Below are 18,426 nucleotides of genomic sequence, written 5' to 3'. Positions count from 1 at the left end.
GGTTAGCCCTACCGTGGATCCGGCAGGCAGCGGGATCGGATGGGAGGCTGCCGATGCCTAGCGTCAATGACATGACGACGACCTACGCCGAAGCCGCTTCCGCACCTGCCCGCCGCGGCGGGGTCCTGCGCCAGATCGGCCTCGATACCCAATACGTCCTTCTCGGCTTCCCGCTCGGCATCATCGCGATCTCGCTGGTCATGCCGTTGTTCTGGCTCGGCGTGGGCACCAGCATCATCTGGATCGGCCTGCCCATCCTGATGGCGACCATGTACCTTGCGCGCGGCCTGGCCACGGTCGAACGCGCCCGGATCGGCCCGATCTTCCAGCGGCAGATCCAGCATCCCTATTACAAGAAACGTCCGGGCGCGAGCCCGATCGGCAAGATGCTCACCCCGCTCACCGACGGCCAGAGCTGGCTCGACGTGGTGCACGGCGTGTTCCGGTTCATCCCCAGCACGATCGCGTTCGTCTTCGTGGTCACCTGGTGGTCGGGCGCCATCGGCGGGCTGACCTGGGGCCTGTGGGGCTGGTCGCTGCCGAGCGGCCCGGACGACCAGGACCTGCCCGAGCTGCTCGGCTTCGACAGCAGCTACGGCACCAAGGTCGCGTTCTACCTGGCCCTGGGCGTCTTCTTCGCCGGCACGCTGTACTGGGTGGTGCGGGCGTCCGCGCTGCTGGAGGCGTACTTCGCGAAGGGTCTGCTCTGTGGGGTCAACGACCTGCGCAACCAGGTCGCCGCGGCCAACGCCGCCCGTGAGGTCGCCCAGCAGCAGAAAGCCGCCGCCGTCTCGGCCGAGGCGACCGCGCTGCGCCGGCTCGAACGCGACATCCACGACGGGCCGCAGCAGCGCCTGGTGCGACTGGCCATGGACCTCGGCCGAGCCGAGCAGCAGTTCGCCACCGACCCCGACGCGGCCCGCGCGACCGTCGCCGAGGCCTTGGCCCAGACCCGGGAGACCCTCGACGAGCTGCGCGCCCTGTCCCGTGGCATCGCGCCGCCGATCCTGGTCGACCGCGGTCTGCAGGCCGCGCTGACCGCACTGGCCGGCCGCTGCACCATCCCGGTCGACCTGGACGCGCCGCAGTTCGAGCGGCTCGACCCGGCGGTCGAGTCGACCGCCTACTTCGTGGTGGCCGAGGCGCTGACCAACGTGGCGAAGCACAGCAACGCCACCGAGGTGCAGGTCAGCGTGCAGCGGGCCAGCTCCGGCCTGCTGGTGGAGGTCTCCGACAACGGTGTCGGTGGGGCCAGCCTGGCCAAGGGGCACGGTCTGGCCGGGTTGGAGGACCGGGTGATGGCCGCCGGCGGCGTCCTGGACGTGGACAGCCCGGTCGGCGGGGGAACACGGCTCACCGCGGCGCTGCCGATCTGACAGCATGGCGGCATGCGGGTGGTTATTGCTGATGACGCGGTGCTGTTGCGCGAGGGACTGATCAGGCTCGTCGAAGAGAACGGCCACACCGTGGTGTCGGCCGTCGGCGACGGGCCTGCTCTCGTGTCGGCGATTCTCGAGCACCGACCGGACGTGTCCATCGTGGACGTGCGGATGCCGCCCTCGCACACCGACGAGGGGCTGCGGGCCGCCGTCGAGGCCCGCTCCAAGATCCCGGGGAGCCCGATCCTGGTCCTTTCCCAGTACGTCGAGGTCTCGTACGCCGATGACCTTCTGGCCGACCGCGCGGGCGCGGTCGGCTATCTGCTCAAGGACCGGGTGTCCCAGGTCGCCGAGTTCCTCGACGCGCTGCGCCGGGTGGCCACCGGCGGCACCGTGCTCGACCCCGAGGTGGTCGGCCAGCTGCTGGTCCGCCGGCGCCGGGACGACCCGCTGAAGACCCTCACCCCGCGCGAGCGGGAGGTGCTGGGCCTGATGGCCGAGGGCATGTCCAACACCGCGATCGCCCGCAAGATGGTGGTCACCGACGGTGCGGTCGAGAAGCACGTCCGCAACATCTTCACCAAACTCAACCTGCACCAGGACGAGGAGCAGCACCGCCGGGTGCTGGCAGTGCTGGCCTACCTACAGGGGTAGTGCCAGCACTACCACGAAGACGGCAGCCTGCTTCATCGAGACTGGTCTCCGCTTTTCATAGCGTTTTCCCCATGAAACAGGGGGAGAACGTAAAGGGAATCGCGGCTCGGGCCGCGATGTGGAGCGCCCGGCACCGGACGCTCGCGATCCTCGGCTGGATCGCTTTCGTGATCGGCGTGACCGTGCTCAGCGGGCAGATCGGCACCCACCAGGCGACCAACGCCGACCAGGGGCACGGCGACTCGGGCCGGGCCGACAAGATCGTGGCGGCGGCCGGTTTCCCGGTGCAGGCGGCCGGCGAGATGGTCATCGTGCAGAACCGGGCCGGCAGCGACCGGGCGGCCGCGCTCACCGATCTGACCAAGCAGCTCAAGGTCACCAGCAACGTCACCGGCGTGCAGGCGCCGATCGAGTCGCCTGACAAGAAGTCGTCGCTGATCACCTTCAGCATCACCGGCGACCCCGACACCGCCAAGGACCGGGTCTCCCCGGCCCTGGACACGGTGGCCAAGGTGCAGGCCGCGCATCCGGATCTCTACATCGCCGAGGGTGGCGACGCGAGCGGCGACAAGCTGATCGGCGACGACCTCGACGAGGGCCTGTCCCGGCTGGGCATGCTGTCGATCCCGGTGACCCTGGGCATCCTGCTGATCGCCTTCGGCGCGGTGGTGGCGGCCCTGCTGCCGGTCGCGCTGGCGGTCACCGCGGTGGTGGCGGCGATCGGCCTGCTCGCCGCGGCCAGCCGGTTCGCGCCCACGGTCGACACCACGATGCACGTGATGCTGCTGGTCGGGCTCGCGGTCGGGGTCGACTACTGCCTGTTCTACATCCGGCGGGAGCGCGACGAGCGGCGTAACGGCGCCGATCCGCACCGGGCCCTGCTGATCGCCGCGCAAACCTCGGGCCGGTCGATCTGGATCTCCGGTCTCACCGTGATCGTGGCGATGGCCGGCATGTTCCTGACCTTCGACACCACCTTCGTCAGCTTCGCGGTGGGCACGATCCTGGTGGTCGCGACGACCGTGCTCGGCTCGCTCACCGTGCTGCCGGCCATGTTGTCGGCTCTCGGCGACAAGGTCGACGCCATCAAGATCCCGGGGCTCTACCGCCGCCGCAGCGACGGCCGGTTCTGGACCGCGTTCCTCAATCTGGTCCTGGCCAAGCCGCTGATCTCGACGATCGTGGCGGTCGGCGCGCTGGCCGCGATCGCGGCTCCGGCGCTCGACCTGCGCACCAAGGCCGAGGGCATCGAGGACCTCCCGCCGAACGCCTCGATCGTGCAGGCGTTCAAGGCGGTCGACGAGGCCTTCCCGAGCAAGACGTCACCGGCCGAGGTGGTGGTGCCGGCCGCGGTGCCCAAGGCGCAGTTGGCGACCTTCACCAAGGCGGTCGGGAACAGCGGCGGGAAGCTCACCGGCCCGGTCGAGACCAGGGTCAACCCGGCCGGCACGGTAACCGTCGTCTCGCTCGGGCTGGTCGGCGACGACGCGCTCGACGTGCTGCGCAAGCAGGTGGTGCCGGCGACCTTCGGCCCGGACGCCCTGGTCACCGGGGAACGGGCGGGGGACGCCGACTTCAACGCGCGGCTCGACAAGAGCATGCCGTGGGTGTTCGGCTTCGTACTCGGCCTGGCTTTCCTGCTCTTGCTGGTGTCGTTCCGTTCGGTGGTGGTGGCGATCACCGGCGTGGTGCTCAACCTGCTCTCGGTGGCGGCCGCGTACGGCATGCTGGTCTGGGTCTTCCAGTACGGCCACTTCGAGAAGCAGCTGCAGTTCCAGGCCTCGCCGGGGATCACCAACTGGATGCCGCTCTTCCTCTTCATCATTTTGTTCGGCCTGTCGATGGACTACCACGTCTTCGTGCTGAGCCGGATTCGCGAGGGGCACGACCGGGGGCTGTCGACCCGGGACGCGGTGCGCGAGGGCATCGGCCGCACGGCCGGCGTCATCACCAGCGCGGCGGTGGTGATGGTGGCGGTGTTCGCACTGTTCGCGACGCTGCCGCTGGCCTCGACCAAGCAGCTGGGCATCGGCCTGGCGGCGGCGGTCCTGCTGGACGCGACGATCATCCGGGCGGTGCTGCTGCCGGCCGTGATGGCCCTGCTCGGCGAGCGCAACTGGTGGCTGCCGCGCTGGCTGGGCTGGCTGCCGCAGATCGCCCACGAGCCGCCGCCGGCGGCCACCCCCGACCGGGAGCGTGCGCTCGCGGGGGTCTGAACCCAAGGGACCTAAGACCGACCCGGCGCGAGATGGGGGTATATCCCGCGCCGGGTCGGCTTGGTGCGATCGGGGCAGGCATGGCGGCGTCTGACCCCGACCCGAACGACGGTCGGCCCTGGGGGAGGGTCGACCCGCGCTCGCTTACGAGGATTATTCATATTGCTGAGCGTCCACTGTAAGTGGGTGGGCAAACGGACAGATCCGGCAATCGACAAAAGCCATTAAATCTGCGGTTCGGCCAAAATTAACCCTTGGGTGGTACGTTTCCGCGTCGACCTGACGGGCGTCATTCGGGGCGGAAGCGTAATTGTTATGTGGGGGCTGTCTCGCCCCTTCAGACAGAGAGGCAGAAGCATGTCGGACACCGCTGCTCTGGTCCCCACCCAGGGCACGGACTTCGCCGCCGCCCTCGCCGCCCCGCAGGTGTCCAACCTGCGGCGCGTCGGCGGCGAGATGTTCGCCTGGACGGACCAGGGCCCCGTGCGCGGGGCCCTCCTGCGTCACCTGGCCGGACAATTCGCCGGCCCCGGCCGCCGGGTCCTGGTCGCCGGACCGCACGCCGACGACCTGGTCGCGGCGCTGACCGACAGCGGTGCGACGGTCTCCTGGCTGATCCGCTCGCTCGGCGACGCCGAAAACGCGGCCCGCGAGCACCCGAAGGTCACCGTGCTGGCCGGCACTCTGGTGAAGCTCGACCCGGAGGAGAAGTTCAACCTGGTCGTGGCGGCCGACGGCGTCGAGCGGCTGAACTCGTCCGAGGGCGACCAGATGTCCGCGGGTGAGCTGCTCGACCGGCTCGCCGAGGCGGTTCGCCCCGACGGGGTGCTGCTGCTCGCGCACGACAACCACCTCGGCGTGCACCACACCGTCCAGCTCCAGCCCGGCGCCCGCGAGGCCGACGACGCGGCGTGGTACCCGTTGGACGAACACGACCCGCACCGCCCGGCCTCGAGCGAGCAGCTGGCCGACCGCCTGACCGCCGCCGGTCTGATCGTCGACGTCACCTACGCCGCGTTCCCCGAGCCGGCCGCGCCGACCGTCCTGGTCGGGCCGGCCCTGCTCGGCAACGTCAGTTCGCCGCTGCGCCCGCGGCTGGGCACGGCCCTCGCCCAGGCCTTCGCCCTCGGTTTCCGCGGCCGCGCGGTCCTCAGCGACCCGCGCCGGCTGGTCAAGCGGGCCCTGCGGGCCGGGGCCGAAGGCACGATCGCGCCGTCCTGGCTGGTCATCGCACGCCGGCCGGGCGCCAGCGCCGCGCCGGCCATCCCCGGCAGCGAGCTTCTGGTGGGCGACGTGCGCGGCACTTTCGCCTATGAGGTGAGCACCGCCGGCACCGAGGTGCTGGCGGCCCTCGGTGAGCCGATCGAACGCGACGGCCTGCGCCGCGTCGCCGAGCCGAACGCCCCCGGTGCCGACTCCGGTTACGTGCTCGAGGAGCGGCTGCTGCACCTGTGCGCGACCGCCGACCTGGTCGAGCTGCGCAGCGAGCTGGCCCAATTCGCGTCGTGGCTGGCCGAACAGGCCACCGACGGCACGCTGTCCGGGCCGGTCGCGCTGGCCGGTCTCGCCGACGTGTTCGTCACCCCGGAAGGGGTGACGCTGCTGCCCACCCGGTGGGAGCCGATCGAGCCGGTGTCGCTGGACACCGCGCTGGTCCGGGCGCTCTGGGAGTTCGCGGTCCAGCTGATCACCTCGGGGCAGCCGCACCCGTGGCCGATCAGTTCGAGCGCCGTCGACCTGACCGCGACCATGCTCGGCATGGTGGGCCGGGGCATCTCGGACACCGAGGTTCGGGCCGCGGTCGACCTCCACGTGCTGCGGGAGGCCGCCGACTTCGAGCTGAGCCTGGCCGCCCAGCAGGCGCTCCGGCTGCAACTGCTCGCGGTCACGCCGGGCACCGCGCCGGTCGACATCGAGGGTTTCCGGGAGCTGTCCGAGGCGCTGTGGCGGCAGCGCTACCAGGCCAGTCACCTGCTCGCGCTGATGGAGTGGACCGAGCAGATCATCCAGTCCCGGGACAACGCGCTCAGCAAGATGGACCGGGAGATCCAGTTCTATCGGAGCGGCCCGGCCGGCAAGACCATCCTGGCGGCGCGGGAGGCGTACCGGATGGTGGGGCGCGACGGCCGCAAGTTGCTCCGCAAGCGCCGCGAACGCAAAGCCGGCAGCTAATTAGGAGGGGGGCGACGCCCCCCTCCTACCAACTAGATCAGGTCCCAGGTCAGCGGCGTGCCCTTGGGTGCGTCGGTGGTGAAGGCGCGGCCGAGGGCCAGGCCGATCGAGTCGGGCTCCAGGCCGCCGGTCGGGCGGATCGAGCGTACGTTCTCCGGGGTGACCCGGTCGCCGGCCTTGACGTCCGCGACGACGTAGAGCGAACGGCGGAAACGCAGGCCCTCCTTCTCGTGCTCGGTCGGGCCGATGTGCGTGGTGCCGAGCGCCTGCCAGGCCCGCTCCGACTCCTCGCGGAGCAGCTTCAGCTCGACCGGGTTCAGCGAGAACGCCGAGTCGACGCCGCCGTCCGCGCGGTCCAGCGTGATGTGCTTCTCGATCAGGCAGGCGCCGAACGCGACCGCCGCGACCGGCACGCCGATGCCCAGCGTGTGGTCGCTGAGACCGATCGGCACCTCGAGCATCTGAGCCAGCACCGGGATGCGGCGCAGGTTGGTCTCCTCGGGCGGAGCCGGGTAGGAAGCGGTGCAGCTCAGCACGGTCACGTCGGTGGCGCCGGCGCCCTGGGCGGCCTCGACCGCGGCCGCGATCTCGCGCACCGAGGCCATGCCGGTCGAGATGATCACCGGCTTGCCGGTGCTCGCGCAGAGCCGGATCAGCGGCAGGTCGGTGATCTCGGAGGACGCGATCTTGTACATCGGCGCGTCCAGCTTCTCCAGCAGCTCCACCGCGGTGCGGTCGAACGGGCTGGAGAACGCCTCGATGCCGTGCTCGCGGGCCCGCTCGAAGATCGGCTGATGCCACTCCCACGGCGTGTGCGCCCGCTCGTACAGCTGGTAGAGGTATTCGCCGCCCCAGAGCTCGTGGCCCTTCGAGATCTGGAACCGGGGGTGTTTCACGTCCACGGTCATCGTCTCGGCCGTATAGGTCTGGATCTTGATCGCGTCGGCTCCGGCCTCTGCCGCCACGTCGACCAGCGCCAGCGCCCGGTCGAGCGAGCCGTTGTGGTTGCCGGACATCTCCGCAACGATGTATGGCCGCTTGTCGGGCCCGAACTTAGTCATCTTTGCCTCTCTCCGTCACCACGACGGTCTTCATGACGCCGTCGACGGAGCGCTCGTATCGACGGACTTCCCGGAAGCCGAAGCGCCGGTGCAGTGCCAGGACCTGCTTGTTCTCCTCGAGTGTTTCGCCGTCGAGGCGCTCGAGGCCGAGCGTGCCGAAGGCGTACTCGATGGCTTCCTTCTCCAGGCGCATCCAGGCCGGCAGCATCCGCCGGCCGAGGCCTTCGCCGTCGAGATAGAAGGACCAGGTTTCCCCATTGAAGATCACAACCCCGGCCGGAACGCCCTCATCCTCGTAAATCAGGACGCCCGGCCAGTTCTTCTCCCACCAGGCCGCGTGTTCCTCCGGGCGGATCTCGTGCGTGGTCATGCTGACCGCACGAACCGACGGATGGTTACGCCAGGGGAGGATCAGATCTCGTTCGGCGTACGCCGCGGGTCGAAGCACAACCTCAAATTATGGACGCGGGCTGTGCCCGGTATGACGGAGAGACAGCTTCCGGGGAAACCGGGCGTGTCCGTTCGGGGTTGCCGGTCCGCAGCCCGGCCAGCCGGTAACCGGCCCGGAGCAGCGCGTACAGACCGTACGCATCGAGTGCGACCAGCCGGTGCTTGATGCTTTGCGGGTGATAGCCGGCCGGGCGGTGCCGCCGGTGCAGCGCGGCCGCCCGGTGGAAGAAGCGCCGCCGGTGACCCGGGTGCATCCGGCCGTCGTTGCCGGCCACCACCAGCAGGTGGTTGGTCATCAGGGTGAACAGGCGCCGGCGGATGGCCGGGTCGACCCGGTGCTCGTCCATCCACTCCTGCAGGAGTTCGTACTGCTCGAACGCCTCGAAGTGCCGGTGGCTGCGGGTTGACGTGATCGCGCCCGGGCGGCCGATGCGGTAGTGGTAGCAGACCCGGTTCAGCGCGGCGATCCGATCGGCGGCCAGCAGCACCGGGTGGCTGAACGAGACGTCCTCGTACCATCCCGGGCCGAACCGCAGGCCGTGGCGCAGCAGGAACTGCCGCCCGACGATCCGGTTCCAGGCGGTGTGCTGCACGCCGAGCATCCGCTCCAGCGTCGGCTCCCCGGCCAGCAGGTGCGAGCTGGTGTCGGTCTTCGGCCGGCCGTCCTGCATCCGCAGGTGGTCGATGAGCAGTACGTCGGGCTTCTCGTCGTCCAGCGCCGTCAGGACCGCGCGCACCGAGCCGGGCGGCAGCCAGTCGTCGCTGTCCACGAACCAGACGTAGTCGCCGGTGGCGGCGGCGAGACCGGCGTTGCGGGCCAGGCCCAGGCCCACGTTGGCGGACAGGTGCTCAACGCGTACGCCCGGATGGGTTTTCGCATAGTCGTCGAGCATCTGGCCGCAGCGGTCCGGGGAAGCGTCGTCGATCGCGATGACCTCGACCCGGGCGCGTTCGTCGGCCGTCAACCCCGCGTGCAGGGAGTCGAGGCACTGGTGCAGGTAGCCCTCGACCGCGTACACCGGTACGACAATGCTCAGTGAAGCGGGCATACGCCCACGTTTGTTTACACGCGTGAAATCCCAGCAAACCGTGGGTGACCAGGACCTGCGTCACAGGGCAATTCCTCATTTTGGCCGCCGCGCGGCCGATGCAGCCGGACAGACCTAGTCGAGGAGGCTGCTGTTGCCCTGGTCCCGGCTGCCGGAAGGCCGTCTGCTGCGCGGCTCAGCCGCGATCACCGCGGTGGCTTTCGTCCTGTTGGTCGTTAATGCGATGCACCCGGTGCTGCCCTGGCTGGTGCTGTGGCTCCCGCTGATCGCCGGTACCGGGCCGCTGGTGGTGAACTTCTGGCGAACTTCCCGGACCGAGCACCTGCCGGCGCCGACCCGGCGGTTCTGGCGACATCTGTTCGTGGCGACCGTGCTGGTCGGCCTCGGCGCCATCGCACAGACCGTCAGCACCGTGACCGCCACCGCCGCCGAACTGTCCGGCGCGCCCATCAGCTCCGGTCAGCTGATCTTCGACGGCGCCGCCGTCCTCATGATCATTTACTCCCTGCTGCGGCTGCCGGTCGGCAAACAGACCCGCGGTGAGCTGTTCCGCCTCTTCCTCGACGCCGGCACGGTCATGCTGGCCTGCGCCGTCTTCGTCTGGCACTTCTCCACCCGGCACGCACTGGGCCAGAGCGACTCCCGGATCGCCTACACCATGCTGGCCATCACGGTGCTCACCATGCTGGCCGTCTTCGCCGTCGCCAAGGTCGTCCTGACCGACACGTCCTCGCACCTGGACCGGGGTGCGATGCGGCTGATCGGAGTGGCGGTCGCGCTCGGCGGCATCGGCCCGATCCTGCGACCCCTGCTCGAGCCGATCGACCCGCACCTGTTCCCGGACGTCGTCGTACTGCCGGCGGTCTTCTTCTTCGCGTCCTGGGCCGCGGTGCGGCAGCGCGCGGCCGAGTACGGCCCGCGCCGGGGCGTCCGCGAACCGCGCCGCCGCAGCTTCAGCGTGCTGCCCTACATCGCCGTCGCCGGGGTGGACGCCCTGCTGCTCGGCGTCGCGCTGCCGGCCGATGCCCCGGACCGCCGGGTCATCGTGGTCAGCGCGGTCGCGTTGACCACCCTGGTGGTGCTCCGCCAGATCACCGCGTTCATCGACAACGGCCGCCTCCTGCGCCGGCTCGACCACAGCGCCACCCACGACGGGCTCACCCAGCTGCCGAACCGGGTGCTGTTCCACGAACGCCTGATCAAGGCGCTGACCACGCCCGGCGATCGGCCGGTCGCGGTGGCGCTGATCGACCTCGACGACTTCAAGGAGGTCAACGACACCCTCGGCCACGAGGTCGGGGACCTGCTCCTGATCGCGGTGGCCCAGCGGCTGGACGCCTGCATCCGGGCCGAGGACACCGTGGCCCGCCTAGGCGGCGACGAGTTCGTGGTGGTCCTCGACGGCGCCGACCCGGAGGCCGCCGACCTGGCCGCCCAGCGCATGGTCGAGGCACTTCGCGAGCCGGTCCTGGCCGACGGCCACGAACTCCCGATCCGGGCCAGCATCGGCATCGCCGACGGCCACTCCGGCGACGACCCCAGCCTGCTGCTGCGCCAGGCCGACATCGCGATGTACCGGGCCAAGGGCATCGTCGGCACCGCGTTCCTGCACTTCACCCCGGGCGCCGACCACCACGACCTGGGGGCCGAGTTGGGTAAGGCCATCGACGACGGTCAGCTGTACCTGCTCTACCAGCCGATCGTGGCCCTGCCGGACCACCGGGTGCTGGGCGCCGAGGCGCTGGTCCGATGGCGGCACCCGACGCACGGCACGCTGCCGCCGCAGAGCTTCATCCCGCTGGCCGAGCGCACCGGCCTGATCGTCCCGCTCAGCCAGTGGGTGCTGCGCGCGGCGATCGGCCAGCTGGCCACCTGGACCGACGACTCGCTGACCCTCAGCGTCAACGTCTCGGCCCGGGACCTGCGCGAACCCGGCTTCGCCGCCACGGTCGCGGTGCTCCTGACCGAGTACGGCATCGCCCCGCGCCGGCTCACCCTCGAGGTGACCTCGATCGACTCTGACGAGTCCTGTCCGAGCGTGGCGGAGCTGCGCTCGATGGGGGTGCGGGTGGCCCTCGACGACTTCGGCACCGGTCCGTCGTCGCTGACCATGCTCACCGACTGCCCGGTCGACGAACTGAAGCTGGACAGCTCGTTCACCCAGGCCCGCAACCCGGCCGCGGCGACCGTCCTGACCCTGGCCCGCAGCCTCGGCATGACCGCGGTGGCCGAGGGCGTGGAAACCCCCGACCAGGCGAACCGGCTCCACGACCTCGGTTACGGGTCGGCTCAGGGCTTCTACTTCGCGCGACCGCTCTCGCCCGAGAAGTTCTCCGAACTGCTGACGGGTACGCCGATGGCGGCCTGATCGCGCAGGAAGTCGACGATCTCGGCGCGGGCGGCCCGAGCCTGCCGTGGCACCAGGCCCGGCATGCTGAGGAACCCGTGCGGCGCTCCCGGGTGCTCGGTGAGCCGCACCGGCGTGCCGGCCGCCCGCAGCCGCTCGGCGTAGGCGCGCCCGTGATCGGCCAGCGGGTCCAGCGTCGGCACCACCACCAGGGCCGGGGCCAGCCCGCTCAGGTCATCGGCGTACAGCGGGGACAGCTCGGGCCCGGCGGCGGCCAGCCGCCGGAAGAGTTCCAGCTGCCCGCGGCCGTCGGTGTGCTCCCGCATCGACGGATAGTCGAACGCCGTATCGGTCAGGTCGACCGCCGGATTGACCAGGACCTGCGCCCGCAGCTTCAGGCCGGAGTCGCGGGCCCGGATCGCGGCCAGCGCGGCGATCAGCGCGCCGGCGCTCTCCCCGACGACCGCGACCCGCTCGGGATCGATCCCCCACTCGGCCGCGTAGTCGACGATGTGGCGCAGCGCGTTCCACCCGTCCTCGACGGCCGTCGACAACGGGGTATCGGCGGCGAGCAGGCGGTGTTCGACCGAGACCACCACGGCGCCGAGCCGCCCCGCGAGGTGACTGTTGATCCAGTCGCACTGCACCGCGGTGCCGGCGAACCCGCCGCCGTGCACGTGCAGCACCAGCGGCTTGATCGGGCTCGGCCCGCCGTCGCGATAGACCCGGACCGGCAGGTCGGGGTGCCATCCGATGGTGACCCCGCGGCGCGGAAAGCCGGTGACCAGCCGCATCGCCCGGGAGGCCCGTTTGCGGTTCTCCGCCTCGCGGTAGGCGTCGAGGTCGGCGGCCGACATGGCGAGCCAGTCGGGTTCGGTGCGCAGAGCGGTAAGCAGCCGGATGCCGATGGTGTGACGCATGGATCCTCCCCATTACGCTACTCAGGGTATCGATACTAGAAGTAGCATAATGGCGCCATGCCCGTCACCGCCAGACCACCCGGCCGACCGCGGGCCGGCATCGACGCCACGGTCTTCGCCGCCACCCTGACCACGGTCGCCGAGCTCGGCTATGCGAACGCCACCGTCGATCGCATCGCGGCCGCGGCCGGCGTCGCGAAGACCACCGTCTATCGCCGCTGGCCGTCCAAGGGCGCGCTGATCACCGCCTGCCTGGTCGACGCGTTCGGCCCGGCGCCGCTGACCGGCACCGACCGGGCCGAGATCCTGGCGGCGGCCATCCGCTGGGCCGCCGGGAAGGTCGCCGACCCCGGCGTCGGCGCGGCCTTCGCCGGCGTCTTCACCGACGCGGTGAACGACCCCGAACTGCGCGGGATCCTGGCCACCCAGCTGCAGGATCCCTACCGGGTCGCCCTGCAGGAGGCACTGGACGAGCCGGAGAACCGGGTCCTGTTCTTCATCGACGTGGTCATCGGCACCCTGATCCACCGGATGGGCATGACCGGCGAGCCGATGGTGGCCGCGGACGTGGATGCCCTGGTCGACATGGTGCTGCGGGTGCTCGGATGACGCTGGTGGTGCTGCGCGGCAACTCCGGCAGCGGGAAGACCACGGCCGCCCGCGAGGTGCGGCGCCGGTTCGGGCGCGGGTGCGCGCTGATCGAGCAGGACTACGTACGCCGAATCATCCTGCGCGAGCACAACGAGGCGCCGGACGCGGTCGCGCCGACGTTGATCGCGACCATGGCGGGGGAGTCCCTGCGGCACGGCTATCACGTCGTGCTGGAGGGGATTCTCGACGCCGGCACCTACCGGCCGGCGCTGACCGAGCTGATCGCCGCGCACGGCGGGCGGACCTTCTACCTCGACGTGTCGTTCGAGGAGACGGTTCGCCGGCACGCGGGCCGGGCCGCGACGGTCGGCTTCACCGAACGGGACATGCGCGCCTGGTACCGGCCGCTGGACCTGCTTGACGTACCGGGGGAGCAGGTCATCCCGGAGACATCGGCCCTGGAGGACACCGTCGCGACGATCCTGCACGCGAGTGGCCTGTCGGGGGCGGCACCGCGATCCCCGTGCCCGACGCGGTGCCCGCACTGCGCCGGGACTTTGGTCCCGCCGAGTGGGGAGTTTCAGCCCGGGTCAGCACCGCCTGCGGAGAGGAGTGTCAAAGGCGAGAGATAAAGAGACCCCGGAGGCAACGATGACCACCACCGCCCACGCCCACCAGCTTGAGACCGTCGAAGCCCCGGGCCACATGCTCACCAAGCCCGCCGCCAAGGTTCTGGCCGTCCTGCGGGTCGCGACCGGCTTCGTCTTCCTCTGGGCCTTCCTTGACAAGACCTTCGGCTTCGGGTTCAGCACCCCCTCGGCCAAAGCCTGGATCAACGGCGGGTCCCCGACCAAGGGCTTCCTCGCCAGCGTCGAAGTCGGACCCTTCCAGAGCTTCTTCCACAACATCGCCGGCGCCGGCTGGGCCAACTGGCTGTTCATGCTCGGCATGCTCGGCGTCGGCCTCGCCCTCATCCTCGGCATCGGCCTGCGGGTCGCCGCCGGTGCCGGCACCGCGATCATGGCGATGATGTGGCTGGCCGAGTGGCCTCTGGCTTCGGGTAGCTCGAACCCGATCGTCGACTACCACGTCGTCTACGCGCTGGCCGCGATCGTCTTCGCTCTCACCTACGCCGGACAGACCTGGGGCCTCGGCAAGATCTGGGCCAAGCTCCCGATCGTGCAGAAGAACCGCTGGCTCATCTGAGAATCAAAGATCTGGAAGCCGCCCTCCGGGGCGGCTTTTTACTATCCAGGCACGGGAATCGAGCCAGACGCCGTCGTCCCGCAGGTGGACGCGGAAGGTCTGGCTCAGCTGGTCGTCGGCGCTGGGCGGGACCCAGCCGTGCACCCAGTCGAGGGCGGCGGGCACGTCCGGGCCGTAGTAGACCGGCTCGGCGACCTCGGTGAAGGTGACGTCGGTGAAGCCGGCCGCCTGCAGGATCCGGGTCACCGTCGGCGGGTCGGCGAGCGAGAACGCATTGGGCCCGCCGGTCTCGCCGATGGCTCGGCGGATCTCGACGGCCCACTCGTTGCGGTCGGCGGCCTGCCAGACCATCATCACCAGCCGTCCGGACGGGCGCAGCGCGCGTCGGACGTTGGTGAACGCGGCGACCGGATCGGCGAAGAACATCGTGCCGAACCGGCTGATCGCCAGGTCGAAAGACGCCGGCGGGAAGGGGTGCTGCTGCACGTCGGCGCACTCGAACGTGACGTTGCCGAGCCCGTCGGTGGTGGCTCGCCCGATCGCGGCGGCCGAGATGTCGACTCCGAGAGCGCTCCTGGCCGTACGCGCGGCCTGCCTGGTGGTTTCGCCGGTGCCGCAGCCGATGTCCAGGACCTGGTCATCCGGCCGGAGGCCGATGGCCTGTAGCAGCACCTCCTGGTGCCGGCGGAGTTCGTCGTCGTAGTTCATGCCCGCAGCAGGCTCTCGAGCGACGGCAGCCGCCGTCGGTTCAGTCTCGTCCGGCCAGGGAAGGTCGACACCCGCCACAGTCTAGGGAACGGTGTGCGACCTGCCGAGCCTCTCCTAACTCCCTCGGCGGCGACGCGGATGGCGGCGGACGGCCGCGGCTGCCACTCCGCCGCCGGCCATGAGCGCCGCACCCGGCAGGCCGCCCAGATGAATGACGAGGACCATTCCGCCGAGGACCAGGGCGGCGCTGAGGCTCAACTCCTCGGCGATTTCCCGGGGCCGGTAATCATCAGCGAGCAGCGCGAATACCTGTTGCGTGCGGCTGGGCAGACTCTCGATGTGACGCATGACGTCGGCGGTCTCGATCTCCAGCAGAGCCTGGTCGGCCGCACCGATGGTGTCGATGAGTTCGGCACTGCTGCCGATGGGGTCGTAGAGCAGGGCGATCGGCCGGCCGCGAAGCTGGGTGTGCCACACGGGCCGATGTAAACGGTGCTGGTCGAGGGACTCGGTCCGCAGCTTGGTGACCGTGTCCCGGACCGCCGAGAACTCTTCGTCCACCCGCCGCCGAACCCATCCACCTTCGAGCAGGGCCGCGCTCGTGCCATCGACGCGATAGCCGGTAGGCGTGAGACCGAGCCAGCGTTCGACGAACCAGGCGACAGTGTCGGTGTCACCGTCGAGCACAGCTCCACGAGCGAGCATGGCCGCGGCGAGGGTGAGCCGGGCGACCTCCCGCTGTTCGCCGGTGGTGTGCCGAACGAGATCGCACCATCGCCGCAGAACCACCCGGAGCGCGGGCACGATGCTGGCGTCGTTCTGACCGGCGAGCAGCCGCACCGGCATCGCCGGCCGGACGGTCGGTTCCAAGGTGGCCGCGGTGATGTCCCGAGACTGCGCGCCGACCGATCGGACCAGAGCCACCGAGGGTCGACTCAACGCGCGCCAGACCGCACCCGCCGGCGGTGCGACCAGGTTCAGTCGTCCGTAGGCGTCGGCGGCCTCGGCAAGCACTTCGTCATTGAGCTTCTCGATGTCGTCGTGTGCAGCGACGGTCCCGAGGCGGCGCAGGTGGCCGATACCCGATCCCGCGTCCCCGGCCTCGAGGATGCTCCACACCGGTTCGAGGACCGAAGCGACCTGCCGGGTCGCCTGATGGGCGGCACCGACGGCGGGACCTTGCGCAAGTCGCTCGATCTGCCCCCGAAGCGACAGCAGGGTTTGCCCCAGTTCCCTGGAGTTCGAAGCCGCGTCCACGAACCACTCCCTTGCGGGCTGCCAATCAGCCCCTCACCTCTCAGGGCGAAAATCGTGGTTTTACTACACCATGGCAGCGTGATGTGAGTCACATCTAGTAGGTGAGGGCGATCAGCTCCCGTAGCTCTTCCACCGCGACCGGTGACAGTTCCTTCTCGGCGGCTCGCAGCAGGCCGGCTCGCAGCAGGTCGTAGATCTCCGTCTGGGTGTCGGACGGCAGGTCGGGGATCCACAGGCTGCCCAGATTTTCCTCGAGCACCGTGCGCAGCCACTCGGCCGTGGCGGCGTCGGACAGGCGGGGGATCAGGTATTCGAGGGTCCAGTCGAAGAGGCCGCCGGAGGACTGCCAGTCGCGGCCGGGGCGGACCATGATCAGCGCGGCCATCAGTGCCCCAGGGTGAAGACGCGCGGGGACAGCCGGTGATCCGCGATGAACAATTCGATGACCTCGATCTGGGCGGGGGTGAACAGCGAGACGTCCACCGGCACGAATTGTGCCTTGTTCAGGTGCAGCAGGATCTGTTCCGAGAAACGTCGCCACTGCCGCTCGAAGCGGAACGCCGAGAACGGGCCCACCGCGTCGTACGAGACGCCGAACTGGTCGAACCAATCGGCCCGAGACCAACGCGGCGCTCGGGTCAGCCTGACCCCGAGCGCCGCTTCGATCTTGATGGCCGTTATCGCCTCATTATGGCGATAACGGCCGGTTGCCGTATCCATGCCGAGCGCGCGTATCCGATCCGTGTCCAAAAGCGTGATCGTCATCCGCCACCTCCGGCAAAGTCAGCGTTTCACTCGCTCTGGTCGATGAGCTCCGGGCTCCCGCTGCTGCGGGATGGTTCGCGCCACCGTGGGTGGCACCGGGGTGACGACCACGGGCGTTCCGCCCTGGCCGACACCCGCGTACTGGACCGGCCGGCGGCCGCGCAGCGCTGCGCCGTGGATCAGGCCGAGTGCACCCACCGCCACGAACGCGATGGGCACCGACCACACCAGGGCGGAGTCGGCCGGCACCCCCAGCAGCGAGGGGATGTTCCAGAAGGCCAGGTAGCCGAGGGTGCCGAGGGCCACCGTGGACAGAATCGGGGCGAGGAACCGCCCCCAGGTGCCTTCGCCGTTCGGCACCCGGTTGAGGTGCAGCAGGGCTGCCAGTGCGGTGGCCAGCAGGACGACGAGGATGCCGAGGCCGCCGATCACGCCGAGCCGGTGCGCCAGGATCGACGGCGTGCGCACCCCGGCCAGGTAGGCCGCGACCAGCGCGATCGCGGTCACCGCGGACAGCGTCAGCGCGGCGGTGCGCGGCACGTGGGTGCGGGCCGCGGTGCGGGCGAAGGCCCGGGGCAGGGCGCGTTCCTTGCCCATCGCGTACAGATATCGCGACATCGCGTTGTGCAGCGCGAGCATCGCGGCGATCAGGCCGGCCAGCAGCACGATGCGGCCGGCGGTGACCGCCCACGGCGCCAGCCGGGCCGCGGCCAGGTCGAAGACCAGCTCGCTGCCGCGGGCCCGGGCCAGCGCGGTGATCTCGCCGGGACCGGCGCCGACGCTGAACGACCAGGAAACCAAACCCAAGAGCAAGGCCAGGAGCAACACCGATGCGTACGTGGCATAGCCCGGTTCCCGCCGCGGGCGCATCGTCTCCTCGGAGTAGGTGCCGGTGGTCTCGAACCCGATGAACGCCAGCACCCCGACCGCGAGCAGCAGGCCAAGAGCGGGCCGGTCGACGGCACTGGACGGCAGGATCGAGTCGGCGCTGAGCTTGCCGCCGGCCGGGTCGAGCAGGTTGGCGGTGGCGAACCCGGCGGCCACCGCGAGCTCGGCCAGCACGAGCAGCGCGAGCAGTCCACTGGCGATCTCGACCCGGACCGTGCTGAGCAGCGTGACCAGCAGCCAGCACACCCCGGCCACCATCCACCAGGCCGCCTCGACGTGGAACCAGCTGTGCAGCAGGGGCGCGGCCGCGACCCCGGCGACGCCGTAGATCCCGAGCTGAAGGGCCAGGTAGGAGGCGATCGCGAGCCAGCCGGCGGCCAGCCCGGCCGGGCGACCCAGACCCCGGGAGACGTACGTGTACATCGCGCCGGCATAGGGCGCCCGGTGCACCATCGCCGCGTACGCGGTAGCGAACAGGAGCAGCACGACCGCGACCGCCGCGAAGGTCAGCGGGATCAGTGGCCCGCCGCCGCGGGCGTAGGCGGCGGGCACCACAGTGGTCAACACGGCGAGTGGCGCCGTCGCGGCAAGCGCGAAGAACGTGACGGCGGCCGCGCCGATGCGGCTCGGGGCGAGGGTCTGGACCTCGCCTGGATGATCAGCCTCGGGGCTACCCACAGATCCATTCAGCCTGATGGAGCGCCGAACTGACAACAGCCCGTGTTGTTTCACTCACTTTCGGTCAAGAGATTGGCACAGATGC

At 70.2% G+C, this 18,426-nt stretch carries 17 protein-coding genes; 8 read left to right on the top strand and 9 right to left on the bottom strand.

Annotated elements, in window-relative coordinates:
- Nucleotides 1-71 precede the first annotated feature (71 nt).
- The 4 genes from Ate02nite_RS12320 to Ate02nite_RS12305 all read left to right on the top strand — a co-directional run bounded on the left by Ate02nite_RS12320 (nucleotide 72) and on the right by Ate02nite_RS12305 (nucleotide 6,421).
- Nucleotides 72-1,376 (top strand): sensor histidine kinase, encoded by a 1,305-nt coding sequence (locus Ate02nite_RS12320; protein WP_203804166.1) that lies wholly within the window; start codon nucleotides 72-74, stop codon nucleotides 1,374-1,376.
- A 12-nt stretch (nucleotides 1,377-1,388) separates the two neighbouring features.
- Complete coding sequence (locus tag Ate02nite_RS12315) at nucleotides 1,389-2,033, top strand: LuxR C-terminal-related transcriptional regulator (RefSeq protein WP_203804163.1); 645 nt, start codon at nucleotides 1,389-1,391, stop codon at nucleotides 2,031-2,033.
- A 71-nt stretch (nucleotides 2,034-2,104) separates the two neighbouring features.
- Nucleotides 2,105-4,249, top strand: coding sequence for an MMPL family transporter (locus Ate02nite_RS12310; RefSeq protein ID WP_203804160.1), 2,145 nt, complete (start codon nucleotides 2,105-2,107; stop codon nucleotides 4,247-4,249).
- 357 nt (nucleotides 4,250-4,606) lie between these two features.
- A complete protein-coding gene (locus tag Ate02nite_RS12305) occupies nucleotides 4,607-6,421 on the top strand; it encodes a class I SAM-dependent methyltransferase (RefSeq protein WP_203804157.1) in 1,815 nt (604 codons plus the stop codon).
- 32 nt (nucleotides 6,422-6,453) lie between these two features.
- On the opposite strand, the gene pseI is transcribed toward Ate02nite_RS12305, so the two are convergent.
- Genes pseI through Ate02nite_RS12290 form a run of 3 tightly spaced genes read right to left on the bottom strand, consistent with a single transcriptional unit; the run spans nucleotide 6,454 to nucleotide 8,981 of the window.
- Nucleotides 6,454-7,482 carry a pseudaminic acid synthase gene (gene pseI, locus Ate02nite_RS12300; RefSeq protein ID WP_203804154.1) on the bottom strand — a complete coding sequence of 343 codons (1,029 nt, stop codon included), beginning with the start codon at nucleotides 7,480-7,482 and terminating at the stop codon, nucleotides 6,454-6,456.
- Nucleotides 7,475-7,930, bottom strand: a complete 456-nt coding sequence (locus Ate02nite_RS12295; protein WP_203804128.1) for a GNAT family N-acetyltransferase — start codon at nucleotides 7,928-7,930, stop codon at nucleotides 7,475-7,477. The genes pseI and Ate02nite_RS12295 overlap by 8 nt, the downstream gene beginning before the upstream one ends.
- A 4-nt stretch (nucleotides 7,931-7,934) precedes the next feature.
- Complete coding sequence (locus Ate02nite_RS12290; RefSeq protein ID WP_203804126.1) at nucleotides 7,935-8,981, bottom strand: glycosyltransferase family 2 protein; 1,047 nt, start codon at nucleotides 8,979-8,981, stop codon at nucleotides 7,935-7,937.
- A gap of 133 nt (nucleotides 8,982-9,114) precedes the next feature.
- Between Ate02nite_RS12290 and Ate02nite_RS12285 the strand changes: the two genes are divergently transcribed.
- Entirely contained in the window at nucleotides 9,115-11,349 is a 2,235-nt protein-coding gene (locus Ate02nite_RS12285) for a putative bifunctional diguanylate cyclase/phosphodiesterase (protein ID WP_239147336.1), read from the top strand.
- Here the strand turns inward: Ate02nite_RS12285 and Ate02nite_RS12280 are convergent.
- Complete coding sequence (locus Ate02nite_RS12280; RefSeq protein WP_239147335.1) at nucleotides 11,280-12,248, bottom strand: alpha/beta hydrolase; 969 nt, start codon at nucleotides 12,246-12,248, stop codon at nucleotides 11,280-11,282. The genes Ate02nite_RS12285 and Ate02nite_RS12280 overlap by 70 nt on opposite strands.
- 57 nt (nucleotides 12,249-12,305) lie before the next feature.
- Between Ate02nite_RS12280 and Ate02nite_RS12275 the strand changes: the two genes are divergently transcribed.
- The 3 genes from Ate02nite_RS12275 to Ate02nite_RS12265 are packed head-to-tail and all read left to right on the top strand — an operon-like array spanning nucleotide 12,306 to nucleotide 14,045.
- The gene (locus tag Ate02nite_RS12275; RefSeq protein ID WP_203804124.1) at nucleotides 12,306-12,857 is read left to right on the top strand and encodes a TetR/AcrR family transcriptional regulator; all 552 of its coding nucleotides are present in this window, start codon (nucleotides 12,306-12,308) and stop codon (nucleotides 12,855-12,857) included.
- Nucleotides 12,854-13,471 carry an AAA family ATPase gene (locus Ate02nite_RS12270; protein WP_203804123.1) on the top strand — a complete coding sequence of 206 codons (618 nt, stop codon included), beginning with the start codon at nucleotides 12,854-12,856 and terminating at the stop codon, nucleotides 13,469-13,471. The genes Ate02nite_RS12275 and Ate02nite_RS12270 overlap by 4 nt, the downstream gene beginning before the upstream one ends.
- Nucleotides 13,472-13,490: 19 nt before the next feature.
- Nucleotides 13,491-14,045: a DoxX family protein gene (locus tag Ate02nite_RS12265; protein ID WP_203804121.1), complete on the top strand. Its 555-nt coding sequence runs from the start codon at nucleotides 13,491-13,493 to the stop codon at nucleotides 14,043-14,045.
- Between the two features lie 3 nt (nucleotides 14,046-14,048).
- On the opposite strand, the gene Ate02nite_RS12260 is transcribed toward Ate02nite_RS12265, so the two are convergent.
- The 5 genes from Ate02nite_RS12260 to Ate02nite_RS12240 form a co-directional block, all read right to left on the bottom strand.
- On the bottom strand, nucleotides 14,049-14,753 hold the full coding sequence (locus Ate02nite_RS12260; protein WP_203804119.1) for a class I SAM-dependent methyltransferase: 705 nt from the start codon (nucleotides 14,751-14,753) through the stop codon (nucleotides 14,049-14,051).
- Nucleotides 14,754-14,867: 114 nt separating this feature from the next.
- Nucleotides 14,868-16,010 (bottom strand): sigma-70 family RNA polymerase sigma factor, encoded by a 1,143-nt coding sequence (locus tag Ate02nite_RS12255; RefSeq protein ID WP_203804117.1) that lies wholly within the window; start codon nucleotides 16,008-16,010, stop codon nucleotides 14,868-14,870.
- A 94-nt stretch (nucleotides 16,011-16,104) separates the two neighbouring features.
- Nucleotides 16,105-16,395 (bottom strand): hypothetical protein, encoded by a 291-nt coding sequence (locus tag Ate02nite_RS12250; RefSeq protein WP_203804114.1) that lies wholly within the window; start codon nucleotides 16,393-16,395, stop codon nucleotides 16,105-16,107.
- On the bottom strand, nucleotides 16,395-16,775 hold the full coding sequence (locus Ate02nite_RS12245) for a hypothetical protein (RefSeq protein WP_203804112.1): 381 nt from the start codon (nucleotides 16,773-16,775) through the stop codon (nucleotides 16,395-16,397). The genes Ate02nite_RS12250 and Ate02nite_RS12245 overlap by 1 nt, the downstream gene beginning before the upstream one ends.
- An 18-nt stretch (nucleotides 16,776-16,793) precedes the next feature.
- Nucleotides 16,794-18,341 (bottom strand): APC family permease, encoded by a 1,548-nt coding sequence (locus Ate02nite_RS12240; protein ID WP_239147334.1) that lies wholly within the window; start codon nucleotides 18,339-18,341, stop codon nucleotides 16,794-16,796.
- Between the last annotated feature and the right edge of the window lie 85 nt (nucleotides 18,342-18,426).

It is taken from the genome of Paractinoplanes tereljensis (genome assembly GCF_016862435.1).
Taxonomy (GTDB): domain Bacteria; phylum Actinomycetota; class Actinomycetes; order Mycobacteriales; family Micromonosporaceae; genus Actinoplanes; species Actinoplanes tereljensis.
The sequence above is the reverse complement of the archived record's forward strand: the minus strand, read 5'-3'. Positions and strand labels throughout refer to the sequence as shown.